At 70.9% G+C, this 16,826-nt stretch carries 17 protein-coding genes (1 of these 17 running past the window's edge); 10 read left to right on the top strand and 7 right to left on the bottom strand.

The annotated features are described in order from the left end of the window. Nucleotides 1-35: 35 nt before the first annotated feature. Nucleotides 36-554, top strand: coding sequence for a SixA phosphatase family protein (locus IAG44_RS31375; protein WP_187750450.1), 519 nt, complete (start codon nucleotides 36-38; stop codon nucleotides 552-554). A 103-nt stretch (nucleotides 555-657) separates the two neighbouring features. Here the strand turns inward: IAG44_RS31375 and serB are convergent, their stop codons facing one another. Continuing rightward, nucleotides 658-1,878, bottom strand: a complete 1,221-nt coding sequence (gene serB / locus IAG44_RS31380; protein ID WP_187750451.1) for a phosphoserine phosphatase SerB — start codon at nucleotides 1,876-1,878, stop codon at nucleotides 658-660. A 125-nt stretch (nucleotides 1,879-2,003) separates the two neighbouring features. Next, complete coding sequence (locus tag IAG44_RS31385) at nucleotides 2,004-3,485, bottom strand: streptophobe family protein (protein ID WP_223006810.1); 1,482 nt, start codon at nucleotides 3,483-3,485, stop codon at nucleotides 2,004-2,006. A gap of 268 nt (nucleotides 3,486-3,753) precedes the next feature. On the opposite strand from IAG44_RS31385, the gene IAG44_RS31390 reads away from it, so the two are divergent. After that, on the top strand, nucleotides 3,754-6,240 hold the full coding sequence (locus IAG44_RS31390) for an ABC transporter ATP-binding protein/permease (RefSeq protein ID WP_187750452.1): 2,487 nt from the start codon (nucleotides 3,754-3,756) through the stop codon (nucleotides 6,238-6,240). A 65-nt stretch (nucleotides 6,241-6,305) separates the two neighbouring features. Here the strand turns inward: IAG44_RS31390 and IAG44_RS31395 are convergent, their stop codons facing one another. Continuing rightward, nucleotides 6,306-6,995: a transglycosylase SLT domain-containing protein gene (locus IAG44_RS31395; RefSeq protein ID WP_187750453.1), complete on the bottom strand. Its 690-nt coding sequence runs from the start codon at nucleotides 6,993-6,995 to the stop codon at nucleotides 6,306-6,308. Between the two features lie 416 nt (nucleotides 6,996-7,411). Here IAG44_RS31395 and IAG44_RS31400 point away from each other — a divergent pair, with 416 nt between their 5' ends. The 4 genes from IAG44_RS31400 (at nucleotide 7,412) to IAG44_RS31415 (ending at nucleotide 10,055) form a co-directional block, all read left to right on the top strand. Beyond that, nucleotides 7,412-8,557 (top strand): GAF domain-containing sensor histidine kinase, encoded by a 1,146-nt coding sequence (locus IAG44_RS31400; RefSeq protein WP_187750454.1) that lies wholly within the window; start codon nucleotides 7,412-7,414, stop codon nucleotides 8,555-8,557. Continuing rightward, nucleotides 8,550-9,191 carry a response regulator gene (locus IAG44_RS31405; protein WP_187750455.1) on the top strand — a complete coding sequence of 214 codons (642 nt, stop codon included), beginning with the start codon at nucleotides 8,550-8,552 and terminating at the stop codon, nucleotides 9,189-9,191. The genes IAG44_RS31400 and IAG44_RS31405 overlap by 8 nt, the downstream gene beginning before the upstream one ends. Before the next feature lie 171 nt (nucleotides 9,192-9,362). Further along, entirely contained in the window at nucleotides 9,363-9,614 is a 252-nt protein-coding gene (locus IAG44_RS31410; RefSeq protein WP_187750456.1) for a chaplin, read from the top strand. 201 nt (nucleotides 9,615-9,815) lie between these two features. Continuing rightward, nucleotides 9,816-10,055, top strand: coding sequence for a chaplin (locus tag IAG44_RS31415; protein WP_055719594.1), 240 nt, complete (start codon nucleotides 9,816-9,818; stop codon nucleotides 10,053-10,055). Between the two features lie 800 nt (nucleotides 10,056-10,855). Here the strand turns inward: IAG44_RS31415 and IAG44_RS31420 are convergent. Next, nucleotides 10,856-11,644, bottom strand: a complete 789-nt coding sequence (locus tag IAG44_RS31420; protein ID WP_187750457.1) for a hypothetical protein — start codon at nucleotides 11,642-11,644, stop codon at nucleotides 10,856-10,858. A 153-nt stretch (nucleotides 11,645-11,797) separates the two neighbouring features. On the opposite strand from IAG44_RS31420, the gene IAG44_RS31425 reads away from it, so the two are divergent. The 3 genes from IAG44_RS31425 to IAG44_RS31435 all read left to right on the top strand — a co-directional run bounded on the left by IAG44_RS31425 (nucleotide 11,798) and on the right by IAG44_RS31435 (nucleotide 14,203). Continuing rightward, nucleotides 11,798-12,595, top strand: coding sequence for an ABC transporter ATP-binding protein (locus IAG44_RS31425; RefSeq protein WP_187750458.1), 798 nt, complete (start codon nucleotides 11,798-11,800; stop codon nucleotides 12,593-12,595). 49 nt (nucleotides 12,596-12,644) lie between these two features. Beyond that, nucleotides 12,645-13,073 (top strand): NfeD family protein, encoded by a 429-nt coding sequence (locus tag IAG44_RS31430; protein ID WP_425508481.1) that lies wholly within the window; start codon nucleotides 12,645-12,647, stop codon nucleotides 13,071-13,073. A gap of 164 nt (nucleotides 13,074-13,237) precedes the next feature. After that, nucleotides 13,238-14,203: an SPFH domain-containing protein gene (locus IAG44_RS31435; RefSeq protein ID WP_187750459.1), complete on the top strand. Its 966-nt coding sequence runs from the start codon at nucleotides 13,238-13,240 to the stop codon at nucleotides 14,201-14,203. Nucleotides 14,204-14,310: 107 nt separating this feature from the next. Here IAG44_RS31435 and IAG44_RS31440 read toward each other — a convergent pair whose 3' ends face one another. From IAG44_RS31440 to IAG44_RS31450, 3 genes are all read right to left on the bottom strand, one after another. After that, nucleotides 14,311-14,817, bottom strand: a complete 507-nt coding sequence (locus tag IAG44_RS31440; RefSeq protein ID WP_187750460.1) for an HNH endonuclease — start codon at nucleotides 14,815-14,817, stop codon at nucleotides 14,311-14,313. A gap of 155 nt (nucleotides 14,818-14,972) precedes the next feature. Next, nucleotides 14,973-15,512, bottom strand: coding sequence for a YbhB/YbcL family Raf kinase inhibitor-like protein (locus IAG44_RS31445; protein ID WP_187750461.1), 540 nt, complete (start codon nucleotides 15,510-15,512; stop codon nucleotides 14,973-14,975). A 41-nt stretch (nucleotides 15,513-15,553) separates the two neighbouring features. Then, nucleotides 15,554-16,336 (bottom strand): sporulation protein, encoded by a 783-nt coding sequence (locus IAG44_RS31450; RefSeq protein ID WP_187750462.1) that lies wholly within the window; start codon nucleotides 16,334-16,336, stop codon nucleotides 15,554-15,556. A gap of 137 nt (nucleotides 16,337-16,473) precedes the next feature. Here IAG44_RS31450 and IAG44_RS31455 point away from each other — a divergent pair, with 137 nt between their 5' ends. Further along, on the top strand, nucleotides 16,474-16,826 hold the 5' portion of the coding sequence (locus IAG44_RS31455) for a DNA-3-methyladenine glycosylase (RefSeq protein WP_187750463.1). Its footprint extends 289 nt past the window's final position; 353 of the gene's 642 nt are visible here — the first part of the coding sequence; it begins with the start codon at nucleotides 16,474-16,476; the stop codon falls past the right edge of the window.

Raw genomic sequence — 16,826 nt, forward strand, 5'->3', positions numbered from 1 at the left:
AGCCCGGTGGCCTGTTTCATGCGAAGCTGGGACGTATGAGCGTTGAAGAACCCCGCAAGATCGTTCTCCTCCGGCACGCGAAAGCGGAGTGGAGCGACGGAGACGACCACGAGCGCCCGCTCGCCGAGCGAGGCCGCAAGGACGCCCCCACGGCCGGCCGCAAACTGGCGCAGACGGGGATCCCCTTCGACCTGGCCCTGTGCTCCACCGCGGCCCGCACCCGCGAGACCTGGAAGCTCGCGGTCCCGGAACTCGCGGAGCGCCCGAGGACGGTCTACGAGGAGCGGATCTACGAGGCGTCCCTCGGCGAACTGATCGCCCTGCTCAACGAGACGCAGGACGACGTCCGCAACCTCGTCCTGATCGGCCACAACCCCGGCGTCCACGCCCTGGCCGACGCCCTGGCCGGCGAAGCCGACGCCGACCTGCTCCCCCGGATGAACCGCTCCGGCTTCCCCACCTCCGCCCTCGCGGTCCTCACCTTCGACGGCTCCTGGAAGAGCGTCGAACACGGCGTGGCACGCCTGGTCGACTTCTGGACGCCGAACGCGTAACCACCGAGGAAGAAGAGGAAACGGACAGGGGCCCGGCACCGCGCAGGCGGCCCCGGGCCCTCGTACCGAGGACGCCGCCGGGAGCGGCGTCCAGAAATCCGGCTCAGTCCTCGTCGTGCGTGTCCGCCGCCTCGACCTCTTCGCGGGTGACCCCCAGCAGATACAGCACGGTGTCGAGGAACGGCACGTTCACCGCCGTGTGCGCGGCCTCCCGGACCACCGGCTTCGCGTTGAACGCCACCCCGAGCCCCGCCGCGTTGAGCATGTCGAGGTCGTTCGCGCCGTCCCCGATCGCGACGGTCTGCGCGAGCGGCACCCCCGCCTCGGCGGCGAACCGCCGCAGCAGCCGTGCCTTGCCCGCCCGGTCGACGATCTCCCCGGTGACCCGCCCGGTGAGCTTCCCGTCGACGATCTCCAGCGTGTTGGCCTGCGCGAAGTCGAGCCCGAGCCGCGCCTTGAGATCGTCCGTGACCTGCGTGAACCCGCCCGACACGACCCCGACCTGATAGCCGAGCCGCTTCAGCGTACGGATCAGCGTCCGGGCACCCGGCGTCAGCCGGACCTCCCTGCGGACCTTCTCCACCACCGACGCGTCGAGTCCGGCGAGCAGCGCCACGCGCGCGTGCAGCGACTGCTCGAAGTCCAGCTCGCCCCGCATCGCCGCCGCCGTCACCTCGGCGACCTGCTCCTCGCACCCGGCGTGCGCCGCGAAGAGTTCGATCACCTCGTCCTGGATGAGCGTCGAGTCGACGTCCATGACGATCAGCCGCTGCGCCCGCCGGTGCAGCCCGGCCGCGACGACCGCGACGTCCACCCCGAGCGCCGCCGCGTCGGTCACCAGCGCGGTCCGCAGCGGTGCCGTCTCGACGCCCGACACCGCGAACTCCACCGCCGTGACCGGGTACTTGGCGAGCCGGAAGATACGGTCGATGTTGCCGCCGGTCTTGGTGATCCGCGCGGCGATCGCGGCCGTCGCCTCGGCGGTCAGCGGATGCCCGAGCACCGTCACGAGCGAGCGCCCGAGCCCGCGCGGCCGGTTGTCGCCGATGCCGGAGATGATCTCCGCCTGCATCTTCATCGACTCGGCCCAGCTGTGGACGGTCGACCGCAGCTCGCCCTCAAGCCCGCGCGGCGGCTCGGTGACCAGCGCGCACAGCACCATCCGGCCCCGCGTCACCACCTGCTCGATGTCGACCACGTCGACCGAGTAGGCGGCAAGCGTGTCGAACAGCCCGGCCGTGATGCCCGGCCTGTCCTTGCCGAAGATCTTGACGAGAAGAGTGGGGACGTCAGAGGCCGGAGCCTGCGTCTGCGTATCGCTCATGGTCCCTACACCGTAACCGCCACCTCGTACGATGCGCCGCCCCGGTCCGACAGGCGGACGGGGAACAGTGGACGACGGGAGGGTGACGACGGCCCGACGCGCTCATATTTTCAACGCGCGTCCCCTCACCCCTCCGGCCTCCGCAGATAGGGGTTCGTATCAGGGTTGGGCGCCCGGTACGACGGCCGAGGCGCATAAGGCCCGCTCGCCCCGGACCCCCCATTCCCACTCCCGCTGCCGTTCCCGCCTCCACCCCCCACCGCCAACCGCGACGCCCCCTTCCCTGCGGCCCCGCTCACCCACGCCAGCACCGCCCCCAGCGCCCCCGCCCCCACACCCCACCCGACCCCCACCAACCCCGCCACCACCACATCCCCCCGCAACTCCAGCGCCGCCCCCACGGCATCGACCCCCAGCACCGACAGCCCCGCGTCCACCGACACCACCGTCACCCGGGCCAGCACCGCGAGCGCCACCCCCGTCACCACCCCCAACCGCACCGCGCACCCCCCGACGAACCGCCGGGCCCCGCCCGAAACCGGCGTCCGGACCGCCGCGAACACCCCCGCCAGCAGCGTCATCAGCGCCGCCGCGACCCCCAACAGCCATACCCGCCCGTCGAGTTCGGCGAGCCGCGCGAGCGTCACCGACCCCGGCTCCCCGGAGGCGAGCAGCCGGTCCACCGGATCCGGCAGGACGTACGTGAGGATCCCGCTCGCCTGCCCGTCGAACGGCACGAAGAGCCCGACGCCGACCCCGACCCACACCCCGTTCGGCGCCCCGAGCAGCGCGGCGCCGAAGATCCGGCCCGGATGGTCGTCCCGGAGCGAGGCGAAGACGGCGGCGGCCCACCCCGCCGCGACGGCGATCAGCAGCACGGACACGACCGCCGACACCGCCGGCCGCACCGAGCGGTGCACGAACCCCCAGTTCAGCGGCAACGGCGTACGCCGGGAGGCGAGCACGGCGAGCAGCAGGACCCCGGCGCACCAGCCGAGCCCGCCCAGCAGCGTCGGCCCGGTGTCGACGGTGAACCCGACGGCGGCCTCCGCCTCGACGAGGTCCCCGATCCGGTCCGGCAGCAGCCCGCCGACGTCCCCGACGCCGGGGATCTCCAGCTTGTCGGGGCTGCGCAGGGCCCCGCCGTCGATCGTGATCACATCGTGCCCGGCCCAGGCGAGCCCGCCGAGCATCGCGACGAACAGCACGGCCACCGCCCCCGCGCGGACGAGGAGTTCGGCGAGGGAGACGACAACTCCGGCCGCCCGCAAGGACCGCAGGAAGAACCAGGACAAAAGGAGCGCACCGACCAGGCTGACGCCGAGTGGCGCGATATCGATGGCGCTCGCGGCCTCCGCCCCCGTCAATCCGAACGCGGACATGTCACCCGAGGGCGACACCGAACCACCCGCCCCGAGCGCCACCACGGCCGCCGTCATCGGCCCGAGCGACCCGGCGGAATCGGCCCGCAGCAGATGCAGCCCGAGCGCCGCCACCCCCGTCATCCCGATCAACGCCCAGCTCACAGCGGCGATCGCGGACAGCAGAGCGTCCCCCCATGGCACGCCCCGCCCGTACGCCGTTCGTCCTACGCTTCCCCCGGCCATCGCAGACCCCCCGATCCGCCGCCTCTGTCCCCCTCGTGGGCGTTTACCACTCTCAGGGCGGGTTTCCGCCCCGTCAACGGCGTCGACGGGGGCGCGTGGACGCCGTCTTCACAACCCCCCGACAACTCCCGAACAACCTCCGACCACCCCCGGGAGGGCCCGACTTTCGGTCAGAGGGCCACTCCTGAAATAGTTCCCCCCGATGTTCGACATCCCTAGACTCCCTCTGATGAGGGGCTATTCGGGGGACAACTCAGTGGGGCATGGAGTGCCTGAACTCGTACTCGAAACAAACGGACGTACCTGGACGCTCGATCCATCCAGGGCATACACACTCGGACGCGACCCTCAGGGGGACGTCGTGTTCGACGACGCCAGGGTCTCCTGGCGGCACGCAACGGTCAGCTTCGACGGCCGCGGCTGGGTCATCGAGGACCACGGCAGCACCAACGGCAGCTACACGCAGGGCCAGCGGATCCAGCGCCTGGAACTCGGCCCCGGCAGCGTCGTCAACCTCGGCAACGCCACCGACGGACCCCGCCTGAGCCTGACGGCGGCCCCCATGGCGGTCGCCCAGCAGCAGGCGGCCCCGCAGCAGGTGGCTCACCAGCAGCACGCCGCCCCGCAGCAGCCGTACGCCGCCCAGGCCGCCGGCTGGAACCAGCAGCAGCCCGCCGCGCACATCCCGCAGCAGGGCCCCGGCGTCGGCGCGGGGGCGCCGCCGGTCTACGGCGACCGCAGCCCGACCACGTTCCACCAGCTCGCGCTCGGCCGCGTCATGCGCATCGGCCGTGCCCTGGAGAACGAACTGGTCGTCTCCGACCTCCAGGTCTCCCGCCACCACGCCGAGTTCCACTCGACGCCCGACGGCCGCATGGAGATCCGCGACCTCGGCTCGCACAACGGCACCTACGTCAACGGCCAGCCGATACCGAAGGGCGGCTCGGCGCTGCTCGGCCCCGCCGACATCGTCGGCGTCGGCCACTCGACGTTCCGGATCGTCGGCGACCGCCTCGAAGAGTTCGTCGACACCGGCGAGGTCTCCTTCTCCGCGCGGCACCTGACCGTGACGGTCGACGGCGGCAAGCAGATCCTCAAGGACGTCTCCTTCGGCGTCCCGGAGAAGTCGCTGATCGCGGTCATCGGCCCGTCCGGCTCCGGCAAGTCGACGCTGCTCAAGGCGCTCACCGGCTACCGGCCCGCCGACCAGGGCGAGGTCCTGTACGACAACCGCAACCTCTACAAGCAGTTCGCGGAGCTGCGCCAGCGCATCGGCCTGGTCCCGCAGGACGACATCCTGCACAAGGAACTGACGGTCAAGAAGGCCCTCAAGTACGCGGCCAAGCTGCGCTTCCCGGCCGACACCACGACCGCCGAGCGCGAGTCCCGCATCGACGAGGTGCTGCGCGAGCTGAAGCTGGACATCCACAAGGAGAAGAAGGTCACCTCCCTCTCCGGCGGCCAGCGCAAGCGCGTCTCCGTCGCCCTGGAGCTGCTGACCAAGCCGTCGCTGATCTTCCTCGACGAGCCGACCTCGGGCCTCGACCCCGGCATGGACCGCGACGTCATGCAGCTGCTGCGCGGCCTCGCCGACGACGGCCGCACCGTCCTCGTCGTCACCCACTCCGTCGCCGAACTCGCGATCTGCGACAAGCTGCTCGTGATGGCGCCGGGCGGGTCCGTGGCCTACTTCGGGCCGCCCGAGGAAGCGCTCAACTTCTTCGGCTACGACACCTGGGCCGACGTCTTCTCCGCCTTCGAGAACTACCGCGACTACGACTGGGCGGGCCGCTGGAAGGGCTCGCAGCACTACCAGATGTACGCCGCCGACCTCGACGCCGTCGCCCCGCAGGCCGTAGCCGTGCCGCCGATGCAGGCGATGAAACCGCCGAAGCCACAGGGGTGGCTGAGCCAGTTCGTGACGCTGGTGCGCCGCTATGTCTCGGTCATCGCGTCCGACAAGGGCTTCCTCGCTCTCATGGTGATCCTCCCGGCGGTGCTCGGCGCGGTCAGCCTGCTGATCGACGCCGACAAGGGCCTCCTTCCCAATGGGGTCAACGCGCAGTCCGGGCGCATCGTTCCCAACGGCACCGCCACGACCGTCCTGCTCATCCTCGCGGTCGGCGCCTGCTTCGCCGGGGCGGCCAACTCGGTCCGTGAGCTGATCAAGGAACGGGTCATCTACGAGCGGGAGCGCGCGACGGGCCTGTCCCGCTCGGCGTACCTGATGTCGAAGGTGTTCGTGCTCGGCCTGATCACCGTCTTCCAGGGCCTGCTGGTCGGCGTGATCGGCTTCTCCAGCCGTGAGATCCCCGCGAAGGGCCTGGTCCTGGGCGGCGCGACGCTGGTCGAGCTGTCCGTGCCGATCATGGCGCTGGGCTTCACCTCGATGATGTTCGGCCTGGTGATCTCCTCGCTGGTGAAGACCGCCGAGAAGACGATGCCGCTGCTGGTGATGTTCGCGATCATCCAGGTCGTCTTCACGGGTTGCCTGTTCACCCTGAACGGCTCGATCGGCGTCAACGAGTTCTCCTACCTGATGCCGTCCCGCTGGGCCGTCGCCGCCGCCGGCGCGACCCTCGACTTCAACCGCATCAGCCCGCCCAAGGAGGGCGAGAGCACCGACCCCCTCTGGGAGCACACGGTCGGCGCCTGGAGCATGGACATGGCCGCCCTCATCGCCCTCGGCGTGATCTGCGGCTTCTTCGTCTCCCGCTTCCTGCGCAGGCACGAGCCCGAGGTCATGCGCAAGTAGTTCCCGAGCACGACGACGAAGGGCGCCCCCTGCGGACAGGGGGCGCCCTTCGTACGTGCTCGGGCTCAGTACGCGCTGTTCACGTTGTCGATCGAGCCGTACCGGTCGGCCGCGTAGTTGGCGGCGGCGGTGATGTTGGCGACCGGGTCGTAGATGTTCGTCGAGGTCCCGGAGACGTGGTACGCGTTGAACGTCGGCTGGATGACCTGGAGCAGGCCCTTGGACGGGATGCCCTTGGCCGCGTTGCTGTCCCAGTTGTTGATCGCCCAGGGGTTGCCGGAGGACTCCCGGATGATGTTGCGGTACAGCCCGTTGTAGGAGCCGGGGATGCCCTTGCGGTCCATGATGTCGAGGGCGTTGCGAATCCAGCCGTCCAGGTTGTTCGGGTACGTCTTGGCGGCGGCCGGCTTCAGGGCCGCGCGCTGCGTGGACCGGCTCGCGGTCTTCTTCGCGGCGCGGTCGGCGGCGACCTTCTTCTCGGCGGCCTTCTTGGCGGCCGCGGCCTTCTTCGCCGCGGCGGCCTTGGCGGCGGCGTCGGCCTGCGCCTTCTTCTGCGCGGCGATGGCCTCGATCTTCGCGCCGGCGGTGGAGAGCTTGTCGGTCACGTCCGCCTTGGCGTCGGTGCGGTAGGCGACGTTCGACGGGAGCGCGGCCTCGGTGGTCTGCGCGTCGGCCGGCACGACGGCGAAGGCGAGGGCGGCGGCGCCGAGGGTGGCGGCACCGGCTATCGCGATCTTGTGCGTGTTCTTGGGCATGGCGGGTGACCTCTCGAAGAGCGGGGAGGTCGCTCGGAATGTCCGTCGGCGGACGTGGTGGCGCTGAGCGACGGCAGCCATTCTTAGCGGCCGCAAAATGACCGGGCAAAGGTGTGACGTACGATCCCCGGTAGTAGAGCGGGTAGGTGCAAAACGCCCTAAAGCGCCCAGTCATGCCCGTTCACACCCCGACCGTTTGTCTCCTATTCACCCTCGTAGGTGATGTGGGTCCTATGCGCGGGCTCACATCGAGCGCGTAACGGTCTCACCAAGTGTTGCTGGAGCAATGCGATCCGTGACGTCCGTTCCGGTCACCCCTCCGGCCGCCCCCGACCTCAGCCCTAGGACCACGGCCCGACCCCCCTGCCGTCACTGGTCGGATCCGCGTTGTCACACCCCGCCGGTACCGTGAGGCCATGAGTCAAGGTCCCAGGTCAGGGCTGGCGGCGGTGAGCGCCGCGCTCCTGGCGATGAGCAGGCACCTGGAGGTGCGCGACGTCCTCAAGACGATCGTGGCCTCCGCGCGCGAACTGCTCGACGCCCAGTACGCGGCCCTCGGCGTGCCCGACGACCACGGCGGCTTCGCCCAGTTCGTCGTCGACGGCGTGAGCGACGACCAGTGGAAGGCCATCGGCCCCCTCCCGCGCCAGCACGGCATCCTCGCGGCCATGCTCAAGGAGGCCAAGCGCGAACGCCTCGCGGACGTGCGCGAGGACCCCCGCTTCGGCGGCTGGCCCGAGGCCCACCCCGACATGTCCGACTTCCTGGGCCTGCCCATCCACAACGGCGACGAGGTCGTCGGCGCCCTCTTCCTCGCCAACAAGCGCTGCTCCAAGCCGAAGGGCGAGTGCGGCTTCACCGAGGAGGACATGGACCTCCTCGCGATCCTCGCCCAGCACGCCGCGATCGCCCTCACCAACGCGCGCCTGTACGAACGCAGCCGCGAACTCACCATCGCCGAGGAACGCTCCCGCCTCGCCCACGAGCTGCACGACGCTGTCAGCCAGAAACTCTTCTCCCTGCGCCTCACCGCCCAGGCCGCCGCCGCCCTCGTCGACCGCGACCCCTCACGCGCGAAGGGCGAGCTGCACCAGGTCGCCGCCCTCGCCGCCGAAGCCGCCGACGAACTGCGCGCCGCCGTCGTCGAACTCCGCCCCGCAGCCCTCGACGAGGACGGCCTCGTCGCCACCCTGCGCACCCAGATCCAGGTCCTCGACCGCGCCCACACCGCGCGCGTGACGCTCACCGCACGCGGCGTGCGCGCCCTGCCCGCCGCCCAGGAGGAGGCACTGCTGCGCGTCGCCCAGGAAGCCCTCCACAACGCCCTGCGCCACTCCGGCGCGACCGGCGTGGACGTCACCCTGGAGCGGCTGGGCAACGGCGCCGTCCTGCGCGTCACCGACGACGGCAAGGGCTTCGACCCCGCGGTCGTCCGCCGCGCGGGCCGCCACCTCGGCCTCGTCTCCATGCGCGACCGCGCCAGCGGCGTCGGCGGACGCCTCACCGTCACCTCGGAGCCCGGCCAGGGCACCGTCATCGAGATGGAGGTCCCCGGTGGCTGAGCCGATCAGGGTGCTCCTCGTGGACGACCACCAGGTCGTCCGCCGGGGTCTGCGCACGTTCCTGGAGGTGCAGGACGACATAGAGGTCGTCGGCGAGGCGGGCGACGGCGCGGAAGGTGTCGCCCGCGCGCAGGAGCTGCAGCCCGACGTCGTCCTCATGGACGTCAAGATGCCCGGCATGGACGGGGTCGAGGCGCTGCGCAAACTCCGCGAGCTCGACAGCCCCGCGCGCGTGCTGATCGTCACGAGCTTCACCGAGCAGCGCACGGTGATCCCGGCCCTGCGCGCGGGCGCCGCCGGGTACGTCTACAAGGACATCGATCCCGACGCCCTCGCCGGCGCCATCCGTTCCGTGCACGCGGGACACGTCCTGCTCCAGCCCGAGGTCGCCGGGGCACTGCTCTCCCAGGAGGAGACGCCGGGCGGGCAGGGGAGGGGCGGGTCGCTCACCGAGCGCGAGCGGGAGGTGCTGGGGTTGATCGCGGACGGGCGGTCCAACCGGGAGATCGCGCGGGCGCTGGTGCTGTCCGAGAAGACCGTCAAGACGCACGTCTCGAACATCCTCATGAAGCTCGACCTGGCGGACCGGACGCAGGCCGCGCTGTGGGCCGTGCGGCACGGGGTCACGGGCTGAGAAAGGCTGGCCAGGGGCGGTGGAGGGCGGCAAGCGGAGGGATCACGTCCAGTCCGAGATTCATACTGTCGTGGGAATGTCACCCACATGGCGCATCCCCTGGCGGGGGCACGCCGTTCTCCTTGCGTGCCACGGCGACCGTCGTGGTGAATCGCCAGGAGGGCTTGAGAAGTGAAGAACCTGAAGAAGGCCGCCGCCGTGACGATGGTGGCCGGTGGGCTCGTGGCCGCCGGGGCCGGGCTCGCCTCCGCGACCGACGGCTCCGGAGCGGGTGCCTTCGGCGAGGCCCACGGTTCCCCGGGTGTCGTCTCCGGCAACGTCATCCAGGTGCCGGTCCACGTCCCCGTCAACGCGGTCGGCAACAGCGTCAACGTCATCGGCCTGCTCAACCCGGCGTTCGGGAACCTGGGCGTCAACCGCTGAAACCCCGGCGGGGGAGCGGCGGTTGGGGGGCGCGGGGGCGGCGGTTCTACAAACGGCAGGTCTGCTGATCGTCCCGTCGCTTCAATGATCCGAACGGGCGCAGTTGTGACCGGCTCCCGTGCCGTTCGTGACCACTCCCGCGTTGTGCAGCGCACGACCCGCGGCCGGGTCGGATACGCAAACGCAGGAGGAACGCTTCTCATGAACATCGCCAAGAAGGCCGCCGTGGCCCTCACCGTCGCCGGTATCGCCGCTGGTGCTTCCGCTGGTGCCGCTGTCGCCGACTCCTCCGCCGAGGGCGCGGCCGTGAAGTCCCCGGGCGTCGGCTCCGGCAACGTCGGCCAGATCCCGGTCCACGTCCCCGTCAACGTCGTCGGCGACTCCGTCAACGTCATCGGCCTGCTGAACCCCGCCTTCGGCAACACGGGCGTCAACGACTGACCCCACCTCACACCGCCACGGGGCCCCACTCCTCAGAGTGGGGCCCCGTAGCCGTGCGACGAACGACGGGCCAAGGGCCGATTCCCTCTGCGCCCCGACGACGGAGACTCACGCGAGTTCCCCGCGCCCCCGCAACCGCTCCCGGCGCGGCGACGGCCACCTGCACCCGCCCCACCACGCTCGCGCTACTGCGCCTGGCCGCCTCACCCGCGCACGCCCTCCCATCCGCAGCCGGCTGCGCGCCCCGCCCAGCCGCGGCCGGGGCCGCGCGGCCCCGCCCGGTCGCCCCGGCCACCTCAGCCCGGCCTCAACCCCGCGCCCCCGCAACCGCCCCCGCGCAGCAACGGCCACTTGCACCCGCCCCACCACGCTCGCGCTACTGCGCGCCCGGCAGTCCCACCCGCATCAGCTCCCCATCCGCGCCCGGCCCAGCCCCGCCCAGCCCCAGCCGCCGGCGCACTCCAACTCGGCCTCACCCCCCGGCCCCGGGGAAGGGCCCCGGGGAAGGGCAAGGCCCGCGCCACAGCCCCGGCTGCCAACTCACCCCAGCCCGGCCTGAGTTCCGCGCCACCCCCTCCGCCCCCGCCACCCCGCGCCCCGGCCTGAGTTCCGCGCCACCCCCTCCGCCCCGCGCCCCGGCCTGAGCCCCGCGCCACCCCCTCCGCCCCGCGCCCCGGCCTGAGCCCCGCGCCACCCCCTCCGCCCCGCGCCCCGGCCTGAGCCCCGCGCCACCCCCTCCGCCCCGCGCCCAGGTCTCAGCCCCGCGCCACCCCCCTCCGCGCCCGCCACCCCGCGCCCCCTCACCAACCCCCCATCTCCCGCCCCTCCACATACGCGTTGTAAGCCGCCACCAACGCCCGCCGGGCCGTTCGCTCCACGGGCCGCAGGGCCTCCCCCCGGGCGGTCATCTCGGATGCGCTCACCGCGCCCCCGTGTCCGTTGTCGGTGGCGAGGGAGAGCAACAGGCCGATGCGCTGGGCGAGTTCGAGGACGCGTACGGCGCGAGGGGGATAGCCGGGGGCCAGGAGTTCGCGGCCCCGGTCCGCGCGGGCGCGGTACGCGTCGATGGCGGCCTCCGCGACGGGCCCGGACGCGGCGACGTCGAGCCGCGACAGCACGGCGGTGGCCTCCCGCAGGGCCTCGGCCAGCTCACGCTCCGCCTCACCGAGGGACGGCACATCGGCGGGCGGCGCCTCGCGGACGGGCAGACAGTGCCAGGTGACCTCGACGTGGACGTCCCCAGAGGGCCCCGCCTCGAAGACCTCCGGCACCAGCCCGAGCGCGGCCCCGTGACAGACCACCGCCTCCTGAGCCTCCAGCGCCCGCGCGTTGAACTCCGGCGGCCCGCTGAGCCCCAGCGGATGCCCCGGCGCGGGCAGCGCGATCCGCAGTCCGCTCACCCCGAGCGTCCGCAGCCGCCCGAACGCGAGCGACAGCCCGACGGCCCCGGACTCACCCGGCACCCCCTCCACCCGATGCACGGCGTCCTCCCCGACAACGGCGGCGACCGCGTCGTCAGGAGAGACAAGTCCGGCCAACAGGGCATTTCCCCAGGCCGCGAAGCGACCAGCACGTGGTTCCGAAAGCATGCCCCCAGCCTAAGGAGCGGACCGATGGAACAGGCCGTCCGGCCGGTGGCGTAGATTTTCCCGAAGGGGCCGCGCCCACCCATGCGCGGCGCCGGCCCACTGGCACACGCGACAACCGAGACCGGCCACACTGCAAGGGGAGACAACGCGCTCATGAGCGATGTTCTGGAGCTTCAGGACGTATCGGTGGTCCGCGAGGGCCGGTCGCTGGTGGACCAGGTCTCCTGGTCGGTCAAGGAAGGCGAACGCTGGGTCATCCTCGGCCCGAACGGCGCCGGCAAGACGACCCTCCTCAACCTGGCCTCCACCTACCTCTTCCCGAGCGCCGGCACCGTCGCCGTCCTCGGCGAGACCCTGGGCAAGCCCGGCACGGACGTCTTCGAACTCCGCCCCCGCGTCGGCATGGCCGGCATCGCCCTCGCCGAGAAGCTCCCCAAGCGCCAGACGGTCCTGCAGACCGTCCTGACCGCCGCCTACGGCATGACCGCCGGCTGGCAGGAGGAGTACGAGGACGTCGACGAACTCCGCGCCCGCGCCTTCCTCGACCGCCTCGGCATGAGCGACTACCTCGACCGCCGCTTCGGCACCCTCTCCGAGGGCGAGCGCAAGCGCACCCTCATCGCCCGTGCCCTCATGACCGACCCCGAGCTGCTGCTGCTCGACGAGCCCGCCGCCGGCCTCGACCTCGGCGGCCGCGAAGACCTCGTCCGCCGCCTCGGCCGCCTCGCCCGCGACCCCATCGCCCCCTCGATGATCATGGTCACGCACCACGTCGAGGAGATCGCCCCCGGCTTCACCCACGTCCTGATGATCCGTCAGGGCAAGGTCCTCGCCGCCGGCCCCGTCGAACTCGAACTCACCTCCCGCAACCTCTCCCACTGCTTCGGCCTCCCCCTCGTCGTCGAGCAGGTCGGCGACCGCTGGACGGCCCAGGGCCTCCCGCTCTCCTGACCCGCACGCGCTCTGTCCGCGCCGACCTCGCGGACCTACCATTGACCTTGTGGACATCGACGCGTGGGTGTGGTGGCTCGTCGGCGCGGCAGCGCTCGGGATTCCCCTGGTGATCACGACCATGCCCGAGTTCGGCATGTTCGCGGTCGGCGCGATCGCCGCCGCCGTCGCGGCCGGACTCGGCCTCGGGGCCGTGGGACAGGTGCTCGTCTTCGTCGTCGTCTCGGTGGCGCTCGTCGCCGTCGTACGGCCGATCGCCAACCGGCACAGCAGACAGCGCCCCCAACTCCCCACCGGCATCGACGCGTTGAAGGGCAAACAGGCCCTCGTCCTCGAACGCGTCGACGGCTCCGGCGGACGCATCAAACTCGCCGGCGAGGTCTGGTCCGCCCGCTCCCTGGACACCGACCGCGCCTACGAACCCGGCCAGGAGGTCGACGTCGTGGACATCGAAGGCGCTACGGCGATCGTCCTGTGAGCCTCCGCGCGACGACCCAACTGAACTGAACGACCTGCGAGTTATGTGAAGGTCTGACAGACTCGACCAGCAAGATCTTCTGCACCCATAAGATCGTCGACAGCCAGTCGGCACCCATAGGATCGTCGGAAAGCGCCGAGGCGGAGAAGGGTACGGGGAGCACGATGGAACCGGTCATCATCGTCCTGATCATTCTGGTGGTGTTGGTCTTCATCGCCCTGATCAAGACCATCCAGGTCATCCCACAGGCGAGCGCCGCCATCGTCGAGCGCTTCGGCCGCTACACACGGACGCTGAACGCGGGCCTCAACATCGTCGTCCCGTTCATCGACACCATCCGCAACCGCATCGACCTGCGCGAACAGGTCGTCCCGTTCCCGCCGCAGCCGGTGATCACCCAGGACAACCTGGTCGTCAACATCGACACCGTCATCTACTACCAGGTGACCGACGCGCGCGCGGCGACGTACGAGGTCGCCTCCTACATCCAGGCCATCGAACAGCTCACCGTCACCACGCTGCGCAACATCATCGGCGGCATGGACCTGGAACGGACCCTCACCTCCCGCGAGGAGATCAACGCGGCCCTGCGCGGCGTCCTCGACGAGGCCACCGGCAAATGGGGCATCCGCGTCAACCGCGTCGAGCTGAAGGCGATCGAACCGCCCACCTCCATCCAGGACTCGATGGAGAAGCAGATGCGCGCCGACCGCGACAAGCGCGCCGCGATCCTCACGGCCGAAGGCACGCGCCAGGCCGCCATCCTCACCGCCGAGGGCGAGAAGCAGTCCCAGATCCTGCGCGCCGAGGGTGAGGCCAAGGCCGCCGCCCTCAAGGCCGAGGGCGAGGCCCAGGCCGTCCGCACGGTCTTCGAGGCCATCCACGCCGGCGACCCCGACCAGAAGCTCCTCAGCTACCAGTACCTCCAGATGCTCCCCAAGATCGCCGAGGGCGACGCCAACAAGCTCTGGATCGTCCCCAGCGAGATCGGCGACGCCCTCAAGGGCCTCTCCGGCGCCATGGGCAGCTTCGGCGGCCTCGGCGGAGGCGGCAACGGCAGCAGCAACGGCGGTGGTTCGAGCAACCTGGAGAAGAACCCCGAGCGCCGGGAGAAGCCGCAGATCGACTGAGTCCCGCGGGACGACGATTTCTGGACGACGATGAGGGGCCCCAACTCGAGTTGGGGCCCCTCATCGTCGTCCAGAAAGTCCTGGAAGTCCCGGCGACCCTGGAAGGCTTACGCCGCGTCCCGGCTCAGCCACTCCGGCAGGGCCCGCAGATCCTCCGCGCCCAGCGACAGCAGCATCGCGTCGGCCGGGGTCGGCTCGAACGGCTCCCTCAGCAACGGCATCCCCGCCTGCTCCGGCGTCCGGTCGGCCTTGCGGTGGTTGTCCTCCGCGCAGGACGCCACCGTGTTCAGCCAGGAGTCCCGGCCACCCTGCGCCCGCGGCACCACATGGTCCACGGTCGTCGCCCTGCGCCCGCAGTACGCGCACCGGTGCCGGTCCCGCACCAGCACCCCCCGGCGCGACCACGGCGCCTGTCTGCGGAACGGCACCCGCACATACCGGCACAACCTGATCACCCGCGGCGCGGGTATGTCGACCACGGCGCCCCGCATACGCAGTTCGGGGTGGGCCTGCTCGACGACGGCCTTGTCCTGGAGCACCAGAACGACGGCCCGGTTCAACGTCACCGTAGACAGCGGCTCGAAGCTCGCGTTCAGCACCAGCGTGTCCCGCATCCAGCCCACCTCCCGTTGCGCATCGGCCCGCTCCCCGGCGGGCGTGGATCAACTCTGGACGGGCACGCCGAGATGGACAACGCAATAAAAAATGCCCGCCCCTGATCACTTCCAAGACCAGAGGCGGACAAACGTCGAGTGAACTCTGAACCGCGTCAGTTCGCGGCCGGCACCTCGTACTCACCGATCAACTGCGCCCGCGCGATCGCGTGGAACCGCAGGTTGAAACCGACGTACGCGGGCGACGCGTCCCCGTCGACACCCAGCTTCTCCTGGTCCACGGCGTACACCGTGAACACGTACCGGTGCGGCCCGTCCCCCGCCGGCGGCGCGGCACCCCCGAAGTCCCGCGTCCCGTAGTCGTTACGGACGTGGACGGCGCCTTCGGGCAGCCCCTTGAACTCGCCCGTACCGGCGCCGGCCGGCAGCTCGGTCACGGACGCCGGGACATCGAACAGCACCCAGTGCCAGAACCCGCTGCCCGTCGGCGCGTCCGGGTCGTAGCACGTCACCGCGAAGCTCTTCGTCTCCGCCGGGAACCCCTCCCACCGCAGCTGCGGCGAGACGTTCCCCTCGGCGTAGACCTGGTCGGCCTTGAGCGTGGCACCCTCCGTGACGTCCTCACTCGTCACCGAGAACGCCGGGACGGGCGGGTGGAAGTCATGGGGGAGAGGCCGCCGCTTGAGCTCGGACACCTCGGTACCTCCTGAATCGGGTCGTTCCTCGGAACCCGAGCCTAGAACCAGTTCCGCTTGCTGCCGACCTCGGCCAGCCACTGGTTCAGATACGCCGCCCAGTCCGTGCCCTGGAAGTCACGCAGACCCACCTGGAAGGAGCGGAAGGTGTCACTGCCCTCGCTGAACAGGCCCGGCTTCTTGTCCATCTCCAGAATGACGTCCATCGCGTTCTCGTCGGCCACGAAGCTCAACTCGACCTGGTTCAGGCCGTGGTACTGGGACGGCGGGAAGAACTCGATCTCCTGGTAGAACGGCAGCTTCTGACGCGTACCCCGGATGTGCCCGCGCTCCATGTCCGCGCTCTTGAAACGGAACCCGAGCTGGGTGAAGGCGTCGAGGATCGCCTGCTGCGCCGGCAGCGGGTGGACGTTGATCGGGTCCAGGTCGCTGGAGTCGACGGCCCGCGCGATCGCCAGCTCGGTCGTCACCCCGATGTTCATCCCGCGCAGCGGCTGCCCGCCGATCGACGTCACCGGCGTCTCCCACGGGATGTCCAGCCCGAACGGCACCGCGTGCACGGCCCCCGCCTGCAGCTCGAAGGCCCCGCCGAGGCTGACCTTCGCGAACTCGATGTTCTGCTTGTACTCCGAGTCCTGCCCCTCGACCTCGACCTGCGCCTGCAGCCCGATCGACAGCCCCTCGATGTTCTGGTTCACGGACCCGCCCTGGATCCGCACCTCACCCTGCACGACCCCGCCCGGCACGACGTTGACCTCGGTCAGCACCGTCTCCACCGACGCCCCGCCCGCACCCAGGCTCGCGAGCAGCTTCTTGAACGCCATGACTCTCCCTCGTTGTATTACGTCCGGCTCGTTGTTCTACGTCCGATTGACCGGGCCTTCGATCCCTACCAACGCGTTCAGGCCACGTCCGGTTCCGCCCCTCGGCACGCACCCCGACTGCACTACGCTCGACGGCCATGATCGCGAGCCCCGACCGTACGCCCCTCCCCAGGACCTTCTTCGAGCGCCCCGTCCTGGAGGTCGCCCCCGACCTGCTCGGCCGCCTCCTGGTCCGGACGACCCCGGACGGCCCGATCGTCGTACGCGTCACCGAGGTCGAGGCGTACGACGGCCCGAACGACCCCGGCTCCCACGCCTTCCGCGGCCGCACCGCCCGCAACGCCGTGATGTTCGGCCCGCCCGGTCATGTGTACGTCTACTTCACCTACGGCATGTGGCACTGCATGAACCTCGTCTGCGGTCCCGAGGGCGAGGCGAGCGCCGTCCTGCTGCGCGCCGGAGAGATCGTCGAGGGCGCCGAACTGGCCCG

Origin of the sequence: Streptomyces roseirectus, assembly GCF_014489635.1 — a bacterium.
In the GTDB taxonomy this organism is placed as follows: Bacteria; Actinomycetota; Actinomycetes; order Streptomycetales; family Streptomycetaceae; genus Streptomyces; species Streptomyces roseirectus.